The following is a 15532-nucleotide window of genomic DNA, read 5'->3' on the forward strand; positions in this document are numbered from 1 at the left end:
CCTATGCTAAGGTTCCAACCCATCCCGCCGTCACGCCGCTGGCTCCTGCTGCCCGGTGCGGCGACCCTCATCGCCGCCGCCCCGCTGCCTTCGCCGCCGACGGCGGAGCTGTCGCTCTGGGCCTCGACCACCCGCGATCTCCATTCGGCCTATCGGCTGGCTCAGGCGCAGCTGGCCGAACCGATCCGCTCGCAGGGTGCGCTGCTGACGCTGCTGGTGACGATCGTGGTCGCGGTGCTGATCGTCTGGCCGCTGCGCCTCTGGCTGCTCGGCCTGCTCAGGCGGCTGGTGCATCGCTTCGATCAGCGCGGTCACTGTCACGCGCCGGCCAAGGCGGTGCTCACGATCGTGGTGACGGCGGTGCTGATCGGCCTTGCCGTCCATCTCGTCCGCAGCGCGCTCGATCTCGCGCTTTACCTGCTGCCGGCCACGCGCGAGCTGGCCGACACGATCGCCGCCGGGCTCGTGATGGCCGGGATCGGGCTTGGCATCGGTCGCGCGCTCCGATCGCCCGACGAGCCGGCGAAGCGCCCGCTGCCGGCGCCCGACGGGCTCGATTACGCGCTCGGTTTCTATCCCCTGCTGGGCGGCGTCGCGCTGGGCCTCGCCGGTTTCGTCGAGCGCACGTCGGTTATCCTGCACGCATCGGCGGCGTCGTGGCTGATTGCGCAGGGGCTGCTTATCATCTTCGAGGCGATCCTCATCGCCGGCTTCCTCGTCGCAGTCGGGCGCAGTCGCGACAGCGCCGGCGACGGGGCCGGCGACGGGGCCGCGCCGCCGCGCCAGGCCGGGCTGACCCTGACCGCTCTGGCGTGGAGCGCGATCCTGATCGGGCTGATCGGCTTCGTCCTCGGCTACACGCATTTCGCCGTGCTGCTGTTCCAGGAGCTGATCTGGACGGCGTTGGTGGTGGTCGTCGCGATCCTGTGCATTCGGCTGGCGACCGGCCTGATCGGCTGGCTGCTCGGCACCGACCATGCCGCCGGTCATTTCGCGGCGCACATCGTCGGCCTGCGGGCCGAGCGGATCGCCCAGGCCAACATCCTCGCCACCGGCGCCGCGACCTTGCTGATCTGGCTGCTCGCGATCGGGCTGATCGTGGCGCCGCTGGGCGGCGAAGGCGTGTCGCTGGTCGATCAGGTGCAGCCGGGGCTGCTGCTGGGCGAGCTGCGCACGCTGCACTTCGCGCCCAAGGCGGTCGCCACCGCGATCGCGGTGCTGGTGGTGGGCATCACGCTCACCCGGATCGTGCGGCGCTGGCTCGAACAGCGCTTCCTGCCCGCGACCGCGCTCGACATCGGCGTGCGCAGCTCGATCGTCACCGGGCTGAGCTATGCCGGCATCGTGCTGGCATTGCTGGCGGCGACCAACGCGCTCGGCATCAATCTCGACAAGATCACGCTGATCGCCAGCGCGCTTTCGGTCGGCATCGGCTTCGGCCTGCAGTCGATCATCCAGAATTTCGTCTCGGGCGTCATCCTGCTGATCGAGCGGCCGATCAAGATCGGCGACTGGGTGCTGGCATCGGGCGCCGAGGGCAGCGTGCGGCGGATCAACGTGCGCGCCACCGAACTTGCGGCGGCGGACGGCAGCGTCACGATCGTGCCGAACTCGTTGTTCATCTCGGCCAACGTCCAGAACCGTTCGGGTGCCGGCGTCGGCGACCGGGTCGAGTTGACGATCAAGGTGGTGGGAAGCGCATCCCCCGGCGCGGCGCGCGACGCCATCCTCGGCATGCTTCACGATCAGCCCGGCATCCGGGAGCATCCGGCACCGCGCCTGCTGCTGACCGACGCGTCCGACGCGGGTTTCGGCTTCACCCTCCACGCTTATGCCGAGCCCCGGCATCCGATCGCCGAGATCCGGAGCGACCTGATCCACGCGCTGGTCGACGGCTTCGCGGGCCACGCGATGAAGGTTGCCATCTCCTGACCCCAAGCCCGATAGTAAATCGTAATTGGCTATTCAGTATAAACCAGAGTTATCGATGAATTTTGCGTAGTTATATTAACGCTCTATTAATTTGACAGCAGGACTAACAGTCTGGCAACCACACCCTTGTCGAAGAGACGGGAAGCAGACGCGCTTCTCTTTCTGAGCAAAGGGGTATGTATGCGTAAGTTTAATGCCGCCGTTCTGGCACTTCTAGCCGCGCCCGTAGCCGCTCAGGCTTCGACCACCGTGTATGACGGCCCACGGGCCGCCAATATCGACGGCGCATCGACGCAGAACTTCAATTTCGACGTCACCGATGACGGCCTGATCGACAGCCTGTCGATCTTCATCCAGACCGGCGGCCCCTATGCCGACGATCTCACTTTGTCGCTGTCGCATCTGGGGACGACCGTCACCTTCTTCGCAGGGAAAGGCGACACGTCGGGCAGCAGTATCAACGCGACCTTCTCCGACGACGCGACTGTCGCGGCGCCCACCACGGGATCGGTGAGCGGCATCGTCCTGCCGGGCTCGCCTCTGTCGGCGTTCAAGGGCCTCGCCGTCGCGGGCACCTATACACTGTCGACCGTCGACCACGTCGTCCCGGGCGACGGCACGTCGCTGGTCAAGTCGGCGGTCACGATCACCACCGCCGCGGTGCCCGAGCCCGCCTCGTGGGCGCTGATGCTCGTCGGCTTCGGTGCCGCCGGCACGGCGATGCGCAGCCGCAGGAAGCTCGCCGTCAGCTTCGCCTGATACGATCCCGATACCGACGCGCCGTCGGCCTGCGGGCCGGCGGCGTTCCTTTCTTTATTGCGACGGCACCAGCGCCGCGAAGCGCGCCAGCGGCAAAGCCGGCCCCGGATCGACCTTGCGACCGGCCGGGACGGTCACGCCGCTATGCGGCAGCACCGCGTGAATGCTCGGATAGGCCGCGACCAGCGCGCGCAGCACCTCCTCGCCGGCGCGCAACTGCGCCTCGGTATAGCGCTCCCACCCTGCCGGGGGACCGCCTGCGGCCGGCGCGATCAGGACGACCCGATCGTCGGGCAGAATCTGGCCGGTCATGGTGCGCCATTTGCCCGGCCCGCCGGAGAGCGGGCCGTAATTGGCAAAGCTGATGCCGATGGTCGAGCCGTTGAGGTTGCTGTGGCCGTTCCAGGCACTGGCGCCGGCATGATTGGCGGCGATGTCGAACGGCACCAATTGCGTGATGCTGCCGTCGCGATTGATCTCGACGTGCGCGCTGCCCGGCGACATCGGATTGGTGAAGAAGCGCTTGCCGCCCCCATCGGCCGCGGCGCTGAAATGCAACACCACCGCGATCGGCGGCTCCTTCAGCGCATCGGTACGGCGCGTCGCGTCCACCACATCGAACGGCTTGCCGTTCGGCTGGAGCAGGATGCCCTGCTCGACGCACAGCTCGCCCTTCGCACCGCGCGACTGGCAGGCCCCGGTCGGGGTCACCAACGCCGCGCGCTGCGCGGTCGATGCCGGCAACGGGCTGGCCGAGGGCAGCGTCGGCAGCAGGTCCGGACGCGTCTTGAGGCGATCGAGATAGGCCTTCAGCTGGGCGCGGCGCGTCGCATCCTCGATCAGACCGGTCTCGACCAGGAAGCTCAGGTTCGCTGCCGTCTTGGCATCGTCGCCGCCGGTCTTGATCATCTCGGTGATGAGCGCCTGCTCGCCCTTGAGCCGCTCGACGCGCATCTGGCCATCCGCGTTCAGACGCGACACGACCGCATTGCCGCCGGCCGCCGCCGCCGCGGTCAGGATGGTGATCAGCAGCGGGCTCTTCCATGCGGTGCCACGCTCGCGCGTCTTGTCGAAGGCGAATTTCTGTTCTTCCAGCGCGAGCTTTCGCTCGTCGAGCAGAAGCTTTCGGTCGTCGGGACTTTGCGTCGCCATGCCTTCCCCCAAAAGCACCGATACGGACGTCATGACTACCGCATGACGGGCTGCGGCGGAACCGCGATCCACGGCACTCCCCCAGCCATGGCGCTCGCCGGATCGATCCATTATGCACGCCGCCAGAATTGGATCGAGGAGGATGGGTGATGCGCGGCTGGCTGATGACGAGCGTGGCGCTGGCGACGATGGGGAGCGCCGCGATGGCCGCGCCCGCGCCGACCGCGTGGCAGAATCGCGCGCTCACCGCTGATCAGCGCGCCGATCTGCTCGTCCAGGCGATGACCGAGGATGAGAAGATCACGGTCGTCACCGGCCTGTTCGGCTCGCAATTCGCGCTGCCGGCCTATCGCCGGGCCGAGGCGCGGCCGCAGTCGGCGGGCTATGTCCCCGGCATTCCGCGGCTCGGCTTCACCCCGCAATGGCAGTCGGATGCGGGCAGCGGCGTGGCGACGCAGGGTGCGGCCCCGCCCGCGCTCGAGCGTACCGCTCTGCCGTCGGGCATCCTCACCGCATCGACCTGGGATCCGGCCGCCGCCACCGCCGCGGGCGCGGTCGTCGGTGCCGAGGCGCGCGCATCGGGCTTCAACGAACAGCTCGCCGGCGGCGTCGATCTCGATCGCGATCCCGGCAACGGCCGCAATTTCGAATATGGCGGCGAGGATCCGTGGCTCGCCGGCACGATGGTCGGCGCATTCATCAAGGGCATCCAGTCGAACGCGATCATCACCACGATCAAGCATTATGCGATGAACGATCAGGAGACCGGCCGGAATTTCGTCGACGTGAAGGTCGATCAGGCGGCGGCGCGCACCTCCGACCTGCTCGCCTTCCAGATCGCGATCGAGCAGGGCAATCCCTGGTCGGTGATGTGCTCGTACAATCTCGTCAACGGCCAGCATGCCTGCCAGAATGACTGGCTGCTCAACAAGGTGCTGAAGGGCGACTGGGGCTATCAGGGCTTCGTCATGTCCGATTGGGGCGCGCAGCACGATACCGTCGCCGACGCGCTGGGCGGGCTCGATCAGGAGACCGGCGTCGGGCTCGGCAAGACCGATTACCATGTCTGGCTGGAGAAACTGAAGGCGGCGATCGCGGACGGTCGCGTGCCGAAGGCGGTGCTGGACGACAAGGTGCGCCGCATCGCGCGTGCGCTGATCGCCAGCGGCGCGGTCGACAGCCCGGTCGCGCCCGGCCCGATCGATTTCGCCGCGCACGCACTCGCCAGCCAGCACGCCGCCGAGGCGGGCATCGTACTGCTGAAGAATCAGGGCGACATCCTGCCGCTCGCCGGCCGCGCCAAGACGATCGCGGTGTTCGGTGGCCATGCCGACGTCGGCGTGCTGTCGGGCGGCGGATCGGCGCAGGTCTATTCGCCGGGCGGCACCGCCGTGCCCGATCCCGATGCGGCGCAGGGTTTCCCCCACCCGATCGTCTATTACAAATCCTCGCCGGTCGACGGCCTCAAGGCCGGCCTGCCCGACGCGGCGATCCATTATTCGGACGGAGCCGACCGCGCCGCCGCGGCCGCGGCCGCGAAGAAAGCCGACGTCGCGATCGTGTTCGTGACGCAGTGGACCGCGGAATCGCGCGACTTCCCGCTGACCTTGCCCGACGATCAGGACAGCCTGGTCGCGGCGGTGGCCGCCGCCAATCCCAACACGATCGTCGTGCTGGAGACCGGCGCCGCCGTGACGATGCCGTGGGCGGGCAAGGTCAAGGGCATCGTCGAGGCATGGTATCCCGGCACGAATGGCGGCCAGGCGATCGCGCGCGTGCTGACCGGCGCGGTCAATCCGTCGGGCCACCTGCCGATCAGCTTCCCGCAGAAGCCCGAAGATTATCCGCGCGCAAAGCCGGCGGGGCTCGGCCTGCCCGAGGGTCAGGGCTTCCCGGTGACGCTGACCGAGGGCGCGAGCGTCGGCTATAAGTGGCTCGGCAAGAACAATACCGCGCCGCTCTTCGCCTTCGGCCACGGCCTCAGCTACACGAGCTTCGCCAAGACCGGGCTGACCGCGAATGTCGCCGGTCAGGATCTGCGCGTCAGCTTCCGCATCCGCAACACCGGGCGCGTCGCCGGCGCGGAGGTCGGCCAGATCTATGTCGCGCCGGTGCCGGGCGGCTGGGAAGGGCCGAAGCGACTGGGCGGTTATGGCAAGGCGATGCTCGCAGCCGGCGCAGAGCAGACCGTGACGCTCACGATCGACCCACGCCTGCTCGCCACGTGGGACGAAGGCCGCCACGGCTGGCACGTCACCGCGGGCCAGTATCGCGTGACGCTGGCAAGCTCGGCCGTCGATGCGGGCAGCAGCGTAACGGTGACGCTGCCCGAACGCTGGCTCCCTGCCGGCCGCGGCGCGGCGCTGGCGAGCCGCTGAGCGGTCGCGCATGTCGCGCCGTTCGGCGGGATCGGATTGACGGGCGCGCCGTTCCGCGAAATGGCCGTGGCGCCTACCCCTTTCCACCCTCGCGTCGTCCGACGCACGTGACAGCCGCACCGATCCTTCAAGGAAGATAATTGCGATGGCCGGTTCCGATCCCCGCATGATGACGCAGATGGCCAGCAATCCCGGCTTCATCGCCGCGCTCGACCAGAGCGGCGGCTCCACCCCCGGCGCGCTCAAGGCCTATGGCGTGCCCGAGAGCGCCTATGCCGACGAAGCCGCGATGTTCGCGGCGATCCACGCGATGCGCGTGCGCGTCGTCACCGCCCCTGCCTTCACCGGCAGCAAGGTGATCGGCGCGATCCTGTTCGAGCGGACGATGGACGGCGACGCCGACGGCGTGCCGGTGCCGACCTATCTGTGGGAGAAGCGCGGCGTCGTGCCCTTCCTCAAGATCGACCAGGGGCTGGAGGCCGAGGCCGACGGCGTGCGGATGATGAAGCCGATCAAGGGGCTCGACGATTTGCTCGACCGTGCGGTCGCCAAGGGCATTTTCGGCACCAAGGAGCGCTCGGTCATCAACCTCGCCTCGCCCAGCGGCATCGCGGCGATCGCCGCGCAGCAGTTCGAGATCGCCGAGCAGGTCTGCGCCAAGGGGCTGGTCCCGATCCTCGAGCCCGAGGTGCTCATCACCAGCCCTGCGCGCGGCGAGGCCGAGGCGCTGCTGCGCGACGAACTCGCCAAGGGGCTGAAGGCGATGCCGGAGGATCGGCGGGTGATGATCAAGCTCACCATCCCGACCGAGGCGGACCTCTACCGTCCGTTGATGGACGATCCGCGCGTGGTGCGGGTGGTGGCGCTGTCGGGCGGTTTCGCGCGCACCGAGGCGTGCACCTTGCTGGCGCAGAATCACGGCATGATCGCGAGCTTCTCGCGCGCCTTGCTCGACGAACTGCGCCACGACATGAACGACACCGAGTTCGACCAGACGCTAAGCGCGGCGATCGACGAAATCTACGAAGCGTCGACCAAGAAGGCCTGACGCGCGGGGTGGTCGCCGCGGCGGTTCGACCGCCGCGGCGACATCTGCCTTATATGCCCGCGAGAACCGGTCAGCTCATCCGCTTGAGCAGGTCGTCCACGCTGCAACTCGCGAAGCTCGCGAAATTGTCGGCGATGCCGAAGGGCAAGAGCAGCGTGCGGTCATGCACGATCGCGCCGCAGCTGTAGACCACGTTGGGGACGTAGCCGTTGCGCTCCTCCGGGCTGGGCCGCAGGATCGGTTCGGCGGTGCGCGCCAGCAATTTGCTCGGATCGTCCTTGTCGAGCAGGCAGGCGCCCATGCAATAATTGCGCATCATGCCCACGCCGTGGGTCAGCAGGAGCCAGCCCTCGTCGATCTCGATCGGCGATCCGCAATTGCCGAGCTGGATGAACTCCCATGGATATTTGGGCTCGACGATCTTGGTGCCGCCATTCCAGGTGGTGATGTCGTCCGACAGGATGAGCCAGAGGTTCTCGCTGTCCTGCCGCCCGATCATCGCATAGCGGCCGTCCACGCGGCGGGGAAACAGCGCCATGCCCTTGCTCTCGGGCACCGAGCCCTTGAGGATGGTCATCTCGAACGTGTTGATGCCGGTGCCGCGGAACAGCTCGCAGCGCGCATCGCGGCCGTCGAAGGCGGTATAGGTGCCGAGGAAGCTGGGCGTGCCGTCCTCCTCGGTGAACCGGACCATCCGCATGTCCTCGATCCCCTGCCGCTGGCTGGCGATGACCGGGAAAAGGACGCTTTCCGACGGATCCTCGCTGCCCTCGCAGATGATCCGCGTCGTCCCTTCCTTGCCGCTCTCGTCCGGGCCTTCGATGCGCGGCGAGGTCACCCAGGGGCTCGGATCGTCGATCACGAAGCCGCCCGTCGCGCACCATGATCCGGTGCGGAACGTCACCGAGGAGACGTGCCCCTCGCCGATCCCGCGCAGCGACAGGATGAAGTTGATCCCTTCGGCCGGCGCATTGTCCTGGTTCATCCGCATCACGATGCTGGGGTTGAAAAGAGCAGCCGCCTCGAAGGAATATTCGGCGCTGAGATAGGCGCCGATCAGCAGCTTCTCCTCGGGCGCGGGATCGAACGCCTCGTCGAGCGTGCCGCAGACCTCGTCGAAGCGACGGTTGAGCATCGTCTCGACGTTGCGATGCCGCTCGGACAGCGCGGCGAGTGCGGTTTCGCACTCCTCGTGGCGGGTCGCCACGTCGAGCGAAAGCACGCGGTCGATGACGGTACGCACCCTCGGGTGGGCCGCATCGCGAAACTTTTCGGGATAATCGACGCCGAACGGCTTGATGACGGTTCGCGCGGGATCGGGCCGCAGGTGCAGCCCGGAGAAATCGAACAGGGAATCGCTCATATATGCCGGCTCCTCGTGACGGCCGGCCACGTTTCGGTTCGCGGGCCCCACACACGCAAAGGTCTCGAGCGCGGCACATGTTCCGTCGCCGCGATGTTCATCGATCCGGAGCGATCCGCATGGCCTTCGATGCGCATATCATGGGCGGAAACGTCTGGCTGGCGCGCCCGATCGCCGGCCCATGCCATCCTGATGTTTGTGTTCTGGACGCGCGAAAGCCGCCGCAGGGATGGCCTGCGGCGGTTGTGTGTGGTGTATGATGTTGGTTGCGGGGACAGGATTTGAACCTGTGACCTTCAGGTTATGAGTACGTTTCTGGAAGTGAACGCCGCACGCCGTAATGTATCCGGACGCGCTCTAAGCTACTACGAAGCCTACCTATCTTGACTTTATAGGCTACGTGTTCCATCCTTTTCTGCGAGGCAATAACCGCTATTCTACGTCCGAGCGCTTCCACGACGCTTCCACAAGACGTCGTGGAAGCGAAGGTGTCGGATGGAGAACTCGGAGACATTCACATCATGGCTGGGCGTCTGAGTTTGTCGAAGCGATCGGTCGAGGCACTCCTTGCGCGCGATAAGGATTATATCGTGTTCGATGCCATCCTGGCTGGGTTTGGCATCCGAGTGATGCCGAGCGGTAAGCGCTTTTTCCTCATCCAATATCGCAAACGTGGAAAGACGCGCCGCGTCATGCTTGGGCAGTTCGGCCCCGTGACAGCCGAGCTTGCGCGGCGTGAGGCCACCCGCATGCTCGCCGACGTTCGAGCCGGGGACGGCGATCCAGCGGCCGCTCGCGATGCCGATCGGCAAGCGTTGACGATAGAGGCGCTGGGAAAGCGCTTCCTGCTTGAGCACGTCGGCACTCGGTGTAAGCCATCGACGGCGGCGGAGTACAAGCGCTCGATCGAGCTTTTCATCAATCCCTTCTTTGGGAAGGAGCGCACTAATCGGATTACCTCCGCGGACGTTGCAGAGTTACATGGCAGCCTCTCTCAAACGCCCTATCAGGCAAACCGAGTGCTGGGCGTGCTGTCGAAAATGATGAACTTAGCGGAGGTCTGGCACATCCGGCCGAGACACAGCAATCCGTGCGAGGACGTCGAAAAATACCCCGAATATAAGCGCGAGCGCTTCCTTTCGCCTGAGGAGCTGAAGCGTCTGGGCGAGGCGCTCGCCACCACAGAGCGATCGAATTCGAAGCTAGCTCATACCGTTGCGGCCTACCGCCTCTTGCTGCTGACTGGTTGCCGGCTCGGCGAGATAAAGACGCTCAAGTGGAGCTATGTCGATCTCACTAAGAACGAGTTCCAGCTTCCGGACAGCAAAACAGGCGCCAAAACAGTTCATTTCGGGCCCATCGTTGCCGATGTTCTAAGGGGTATTCAGCACGTTCCGGGAAACCCTTTTGTCATCATCGGTGAAGTGCCAGGAGCTCACATCACCGATCTCCAGCGCCCTTGGCGTCGCGTTCGGAAAGAGGCTGGCCTTGAGGACGTGAGGATCCATGATCTCCGTCACACTTTTGCCTCGGGTGGGCTGCTTGAGGGCGAAGGTCTGCCGATGATCGGTAAATTGCTCGGCCATACTCAGGTACAGACAACGGCAAGGTACGCTCACCTTGCGGCTGATCCCGTGAAGGACGCGGCCAATCGAATATCTAAGCGCCTGGCAGCTTCTCTTTTCGACCAGCGCGAGCATACAACGATGGGGGAGGCCTCTACCGAACCCACGTTTCTCGACCTCGTCGCGTAACATCCCTACCCGCTTAATGGCACCGATGACCCATTCCCAGACGTTCGCGTAGCCATTCACGCTTCCCAACTTCCGCCATTCGTTCACTGCAGCCAAACGAATATTCTCGCGCAGGGCATTTGGGAGCTGAAGGGCACGACCTAGTGTAACGCGCATAAGGCCGGTTCCGAACGCTCCCGCTCCTGTTGTGGGCATCGAAGCGGCCCCGCTGACCGCCACAGGATCGTGAGCGCGAGATCGCGTTCCAATTCGATGGGCCAGAGGCTAGTCTCGCTGAATGGTAGCCGACTTCAGCTTCATCCATGCGGCCGACGTTCATCTCGACAGTCCACTTGCTGGCCTGGCGGCGAAGGACGAGGCCTTTTCGCAGCTGGTGCGTGGCGCGACGCGGCGCGCCTTGGCGAACGTCATCGACCTGGCGATCTCGGAAGGCGTGAGCTTCGTCGTGATCGCCGGCGATCTCTACGATGGGACGTGGAAGGACCACGCGACGGGGCAGTTCGCCGTCGCGCAGCTCGCCCGTCTGACGAGGGCCGGAATCCGCGCCTTCATCGCATTCGGCAACCACGACGCGGAGAGCCGCGTCACCCGCCACCTCACCATGCCGGATGGCGTGTATTCGTTCTCGAACCGCAAGTGCGAGACCGTCGACCTGCCGGAGCTCGGCGTCGCGATCCATGGCCGAAGCTACAAGGAGGCGGCGACGTTCGAGAACATCGCGTCAACCTACTGTCCGCCGACGAAGGGTCGGCTCAACCTGGCGATCCTGCACACCGCCGTCGAGGGCGCTGAAGGTCACGCGCGGTATGCGCCCTGCAGCGTCGACGAACTGCGCGCGGCGGGCCACGACTACTGGGCGCTGGGGCATGTGCACGAGGCGTCGATCCGATCGACCGATCCGCACATCGTGTTTCCCGGAAACACGCAGGGTCGCCACGTCCGCGAGACCGGAGCCAAGGGGGCGATGATCGTGCGGGTGGAGGACGGCGTCGTCCGCAGCGTCGAGCCTCGCGCGTGCGACGAGGTGCGCTGGGCGCGAGCATCGATCGACGCGGGCGGCGCACGCGACATGACCGAGCTCCTGTCGGGAGTCTCAGAGGTGCTGCGGGGGTCGATCGCCGATGCCAGCGATCGGCCTACCGCGACGCGACTGAACGTGACGGCCGCCGGGCCTCTGCGCAACGCGCTCCTCTCGGACCCCGACTGGTTCTCCGCGGAGGTGCGGGCCCAGGCGTCCGCCGTCTCGGACTCGCTGTGGCTGGAGAAGATTCGGATCGAGGCGCCGCTCGTCGATGCGCCGGTCAGGCTGCCCCCCGAGATCTCCGATCTGCTGGCGGAGGCGCTCGAGGACCCCGACTGCGCGAAGGCGATCGACGCCGCGATCGCGCCGCTGCTCGGCAAGCTGCCTTCCGACATCGGCGATGCCGACACGTCGCCGCTCCTCGCGGCCGCCAGGGCTCGCGACGTCAGGGCGCTGATCGGCGATGCGCGAAGCAGGGTCGCGGCGCGCTTCGAAGGCGAGGCCGACTGATGCGCTTCAGGACGCTGGAGCTCGTGCGCTACGGGGCCTTCGCGGACCGGGTGGTCGACTTCGGCGACGTGACGGTCGATCTCCATCTCGTCGTCGGCCCCAACGAGGCAGGCAAGTCGACGATGCTCCAGGCGGTCGGAGACTTCCTGTTCGGTCTTCATTCCCAGAGCACGCAGAACTGGCGGTACGACTACGGGGCGCTCGGCATCCGGGCGGTGATCGAGCACGAGGGCCGGACGATCGAGCTCACGCGGCGCAAGGGCAACAAGAACACGTTGCTGCGTCCGGACGGGAGCGCGGCGCCCGACGACACCGTCTCCACGATGCTGGGCGGGATGGATCGCACATCGTTCGAGCGCATGTTCGGCCTCGACCACCGGAAGCTCCGCGAGGGCGGGCAGGCAATCCTGGATGGCCGCGACGACGCGGCGCGCGTGGTGCTCGAGGCGGGGACCGGCCTCAGCGGGATCGGAACTGAGCTGAAGCGCCTAGACGGCGAGGCCGCCAGGCTGTTCAAGCCGAGCGCGCAGAACCCGCTGGTCAACCGTCTCATGCGCGAGCGTGAGGAGGCGAGGTCCGACGTCCGCACCGCGGCGCTGACCGAGTCCGACTGGAAGGCGGTCCAGGAGAAGCTGGCGGCCGCGACGGGCCGACGGGCCCAGCTCCTGGAGGAGGCTCGTGGGCTTGCGGCCCGTTCCGCGATGCTGGAACGCCTGACCAGGGTGCGGCCCTCTCTCGCCCGGCTGGCCGCCGTGGAGGACGAACTGGCGTCCCTAGGAGAGGTCGCCATCCTGCCGGAGGACGCGGCGTTCCGTCTGGCGACCGCCGTTTCCAACCGCAGGACGGCCGAAGCGCTCAGCGTACAGCACCGGAGCGCGCGAGACAGAGCCAGGGAGGCGACATCCGCCGTCACGGTTGACACGCTTCTGTTGTCGCACGGCGATCGCATGGCCGAACTCGAGGAACGCCGTCCGGTCGTGGAGAACGCGATCCGGGACCTCGAGCTGCGTCGCGCGGACCTGGACCGGGTAGATGCCTCGATCGGCGCCGCGCGTGCCGAAGCCGGGCTTCCGGTCGACGCGCCGCTTCCGGGCGCCGGCTGGGTGGAGAGGGTGCGGCGACACCTGGACAACGTCCGCCTTCTCGATGCGGAGGAGGGCCGGCTCGAGATCGCCCGATCGGAGCTGACCGTCAGATTGAGCCGTCTTCCGACCACGGATGCGGCGGCCGGCGGTGTGGATCCGGCACCGCTAAGGGCGGCCGTCGCGGCGGTGCCCGGCGATCATTCCGCGCGGCTGCGCGATGCCGAGGACCGCCTCAAGCAGGCCGCCGGTCGCCTCGGACCGGCACGGGCGGCGCTCGCGCCCTGGCGCGGCGAGCCGTCCGACCTCCCCACCCTCGCGCTTCCTCCCGAGGCCGTCGTCACCGAGCACGCCGAGGAGATCGATGCGGCGCGGCGCCGTATCGCGGCGGCCGAGGCCGAGATCGTCACGGCGGAGAAGCGGGCGATAGAATCATCGGCTGACGTGGACCGCCTGGTGGGTGCCGGCGACCTTCCGACGCCCGAAGCGGTGGCGGCCTCGAGGTCGACTCGCGATGGCTTCATGAACGAGGTGCGCGATCGTCTAGCCGGCGAACGACGGCCCGACGATGGCGGCGTCGCAGACGATCTCGCAGCGGCGATCGGTTCCGCCGACGCTCTGGCGGACCGTCGCGACGCGGACTCGGCCCGCGTCGCGCAGCATGCGATCGCATCCGCGGATCTCGCGAAGGCCCGCAACCTCCGCCAGGAAGCGGCGGACCGGCTTACGGCCGCGACCAGAGCGTTGACCGCGGCGCAGACGCGATGGGCCGAGACGCTCCGCCCTCTGGGCTTCGACGGCGCGCTTCCACCGACGGGCATGGCCGCATGGCGCGCCGAGCGCGAGCGGACCATGACCATTCTCGCCGACGCCGAAGCGGCCGAGCACGCCCTCGCCCGCCGGCGCGAGGAGGGTACGGCGTTTGCTGAGGCGCTCGTCGACGCGTTACGGGTTGTCGGCGTGCAGACGGCCGAGCCGACGCTCGCCGGGCTTCTTCCCGTCGCCCGGCGCACGTTGGAGAAGCTGGAGGCGGAGGCCAGGAATGCCGAACGCGGCACGATGCAGCGCCAGGCTCTGGCTACTGCGTCCGAGGACCTCGAACGGGACGAAGCTCGGCTGGCGGCGGGAAGGCGCGCCGCCGCCGAGGTGTCGGGCGCCCTGCTCTCCGAGGCCGCGCTGCCGGCCGGCGGCGGGGACGTGACGCTGATCGACGCCGTCGCGGCGATGGAGACGATCGGCGGACAGAGTGGCGCAAGGGCCGGTCTCGCCAGACAGGTGTCCGGCATGGAGCGCGACATCGCGGTGTTCGAACGGGAGGTGTCGTCCCTCCTCGGCGACCTTCAGCGGCCGGCGGACGAGTCCCCGCCGATGGTCCGCGCGCTGGCGGCGGAACTTCGAATCGCCGTCGCGGCCGATGCGGAGCTCGGACGGCAGGAGAAGCTCGCGGAGGAGGCGGCGGAAGCTCTTCGTCAGGTCGGCGAAGGCGTGGCGGCGGCCGACGAGGAGATCTCGGAGCTGATGCGGGCGGCCGGGGTCGGATCGATCGAGCTGCTCGAGACCGCCATCGCCTCCTCGTCCCGGGTCGTCGCGCTTCGGGGGACGCGGGATACGTTGGCGACCGAGCTGGCGTCGCTCGGGGACGGGATCGCGCTCGACGCGCTTCGGGAGGAGACCGCAGCCATCGGGCCCGACGAGGTCGCGGCTGAACTCGAGGGCATCGCCGAGCGGCGGAGTGCTCTCGAATCCGAGCGGGAGGCGGTGGGGCGTGAGCTCGCCGAGGCCGAGGCCGCGACCAGGGCCGCCTCGACCGCGGCGGCTGCGGCCGAGGCCCAGCAGCGCTTCGTGGACGCCTCCGCCCTTCTGGCGGGCGCCGCCGAGGAGCACGTCGGAACCGTCGCGACGGCCGCGCTTCTCCGGTGGGTGGTCGAGCGCAACCGTGCGTCCCGGCAGGCCCCGCTGATGCAGCGTGCGTCCGAGATCTTCTCGAACGTCACGCGAGGCGCGTTCACCGGCCTGGCGCTCAGCTATTCCGACAACGACGAGCCGACCATCCGAGCGCTGCGGTCGACGGGAGACCCGGTAGGCGTGGAGGGCCTTTCCGAAGGCACTAGGGATCAGCTCTACCTGGCGCTTCGTCTGGCCTCGATCCGCGACCGTGCCGGCGTCGCGCTCCCGCTGATCTGCGACGACCTTCTGATCACCGCCGACGATGCACGGTCGGCAGCGATGCTCGAGGTCCTGGCGGCCGCGTCCACCTCCAACCAGGTGGTGCTGTTCACGCACCACGAGCACATCGTCGAGGTCGCCCGACGTGCGATCGGCGAGAAGGCCTTCCGACTGCATCGGCTCGAGCCGGTGGATCTCGCCATCCAGGCGGCGTGATCCTTGGTCATCGATGGGCCGTTGCTCCCGTGGGACACCAGTCTGCCGAGACTTCCTCGCCTTTTCCGATAGGAATCGGGGTCGGACGGGTGTCGACCCGTACCGCTCCCGGCCGAGCGGTTCGCTGTGGATCGTGATTGCCCCGAGGCGT

Annotated in this window: 9 protein-coding genes; 7 read left to right on the plus strand and 2 right to left on the minus strand. The window is 67.6% G+C overall.

The window, feature by feature from the left end; genetic code table 11:
• Positions 1-3: 3 nt before the first annotated feature.
• Positions 4-1932 carry a mechanosensitive ion channel family protein gene (locus K8P63_RS17130; RefSeq protein WP_223797212.1) on the plus strand — a complete coding sequence of 643 codons (1929 nt, stop codon included), beginning with the start codon at positions 4-6 and terminating at the stop codon, positions 1930-1932.
• Between the two features lie 180 nt (positions 1933-2112).
• On the plus strand, positions 2113-2691 hold the full coding sequence (locus K8P63_RS17135) for a PEPxxWA-CTERM sorting domain-containing protein (protein ID WP_223797213.1): 579 nt from the start codon (positions 2113-2115) through the stop codon (positions 2689-2691).
• Positions 2692-2745: 54 nt separating this feature from the next.
• Here the strand turns inward: K8P63_RS17135 and K8P63_RS17140 are convergent, their stop codons facing one another.
• Positions 2746-3843, minus strand: a complete 1098-nt coding sequence (locus K8P63_RS17140; protein WP_223797214.1) for an N-acetylmuramoyl-L-alanine amidase — start codon at positions 3841-3843, stop codon at positions 2746-2748.
• Positions 3844-3992: 149 nt separating this feature from the next.
• On the opposite strand from K8P63_RS17140, the gene K8P63_RS17145 reads away from it, so the two are divergent.
• Both K8P63_RS17145 and K8P63_RS17150 read left to right on the plus strand, forming a co-directional pair.
• Positions 3993-6221, plus strand: a complete 2229-nt coding sequence (locus K8P63_RS17145) for a beta-glucosidase family protein (protein ID WP_223797215.1) — start codon at positions 3993-3995, stop codon at positions 6219-6221.
• Between the two features lie 145 nt (positions 6222-6366).
• Complete coding sequence (locus K8P63_RS17150; RefSeq protein WP_223797216.1) at positions 6367-7269, plus strand: fructose bisphosphate aldolase; 903 nt, start codon at positions 6367-6369, stop codon at positions 7267-7269.
• Positions 7270-7339: 70 nt separating this feature from the next.
• Here K8P63_RS17150 and K8P63_RS17155 read toward each other — a convergent pair whose 3' ends face one another.
• Positions 7340-8632 carry a glycoside hydrolase family 130 protein gene (locus tag K8P63_RS17155; protein ID WP_223797217.1) on the minus strand — a complete coding sequence of 431 codons (1293 nt, stop codon included), beginning with the start codon at positions 8630-8632 and terminating at the stop codon, positions 7340-7342.
• Positions 8633-9108: 476 nt separating this feature from the next.
• Between K8P63_RS17155 and K8P63_RS17160 the strand changes: the two genes are divergently transcribed.
• The 3 genes from K8P63_RS17160 to K8P63_RS17170 all read left to right on the plus strand — a co-directional run bounded on the left by K8P63_RS17160 (position 9109) and on the right by K8P63_RS17170 (position 15381).
• Positions 9109-10386: a tyrosine-type recombinase/integrase gene (locus K8P63_RS17160; protein WP_223797218.1), complete on the plus strand. Its 1278-nt coding sequence runs from the start codon at positions 9109-9111 to the stop codon at positions 10384-10386.
• A 277-nt stretch (positions 10387-10663) separates the two neighbouring features.
• Entirely contained in the window at positions 10664-11917 is a 1254-nt protein-coding gene (locus tag K8P63_RS17165) for a metallophosphoesterase family protein (protein WP_223797219.1), read from the plus strand.
• Positions 11917-15381: a YhaN family protein gene (locus K8P63_RS17170; protein WP_223797220.1), complete on the plus strand. Its 3465-nt coding sequence runs from the start codon at positions 11917-11919 to the stop codon at positions 15379-15381. Before K8P63_RS17165 ends, K8P63_RS17170 begins: the two co-directional genes overlap by 1 nt.
• The last annotated feature ends 151 nt before the right edge of the window (positions 15382-15532 follow it).

The sequence above is a fragment of the Sphingomonas nostoxanthinifaciens genome, from assembly GCF_019930585.1.
GTDB lineage: Bacteria > Pseudomonadota > Alphaproteobacteria > Sphingomonadales > Sphingomonadaceae > Sphingomonas_I > Sphingomonas_I nostoxanthinifaciens.

Excerpts from the sequence above, each read along its gene's own strand:
- K8P63_RS17140 (WP_223797214.1), bottom strand. The coding sequence starts at position 3,843 with ATGGCGACGCAAAGTCCCGACGACCGAAAGCTTCTGCTCGACGAGCGA.
- K8P63_RS17155 (WP_223797217.1), bottom strand. The coding sequence starts at position 8,632 with ATGAGCGATTCCCTGTTCGATTTCTCCGGGCTGCACCTGCGGCCCGAT.
- K8P63_RS17150 (WP_223797216.1), top strand. The coding sequence starts at position 6,367 with ATGGCCGGTTCCGATCCCCGCATGATGACGCAGATGGCCAGCAATCCC.
- K8P63_RS17170 (WP_223797220.1), top strand. The coding sequence starts at position 11,917 with ATGCGCTTCAGGACGCTGGAGCTCGTGCGCTACGGGGCCTTCGCGGAC.
- K8P63_RS17135 (WP_223797213.1), top strand. The coding sequence starts at position 2,113 with ATGCGTAAGTTTAATGCCGCCGTTCTGGCACTTCTAGCCGCGCCCGTA.
- K8P63_RS17130 (WP_223797212.1), top strand. The coding sequence starts at position 4 with ATGCTAAGGTTCCAACCCATCCCGCCGTCACGCCGCTGGCTCCTGCTG.
- K8P63_RS17165 (WP_223797219.1), top strand. The coding sequence starts at position 10,664 with ATGGTAGCCGACTTCAGCTTCATCCATGCGGCCGACGTTCATCTCGAC.
- K8P63_RS17145 (WP_223797215.1), top strand. The coding sequence starts at position 3,993 with ATGCGCGGCTGGCTGATGACGAGCGTGGCGCTGGCGACGATGGGGAGC.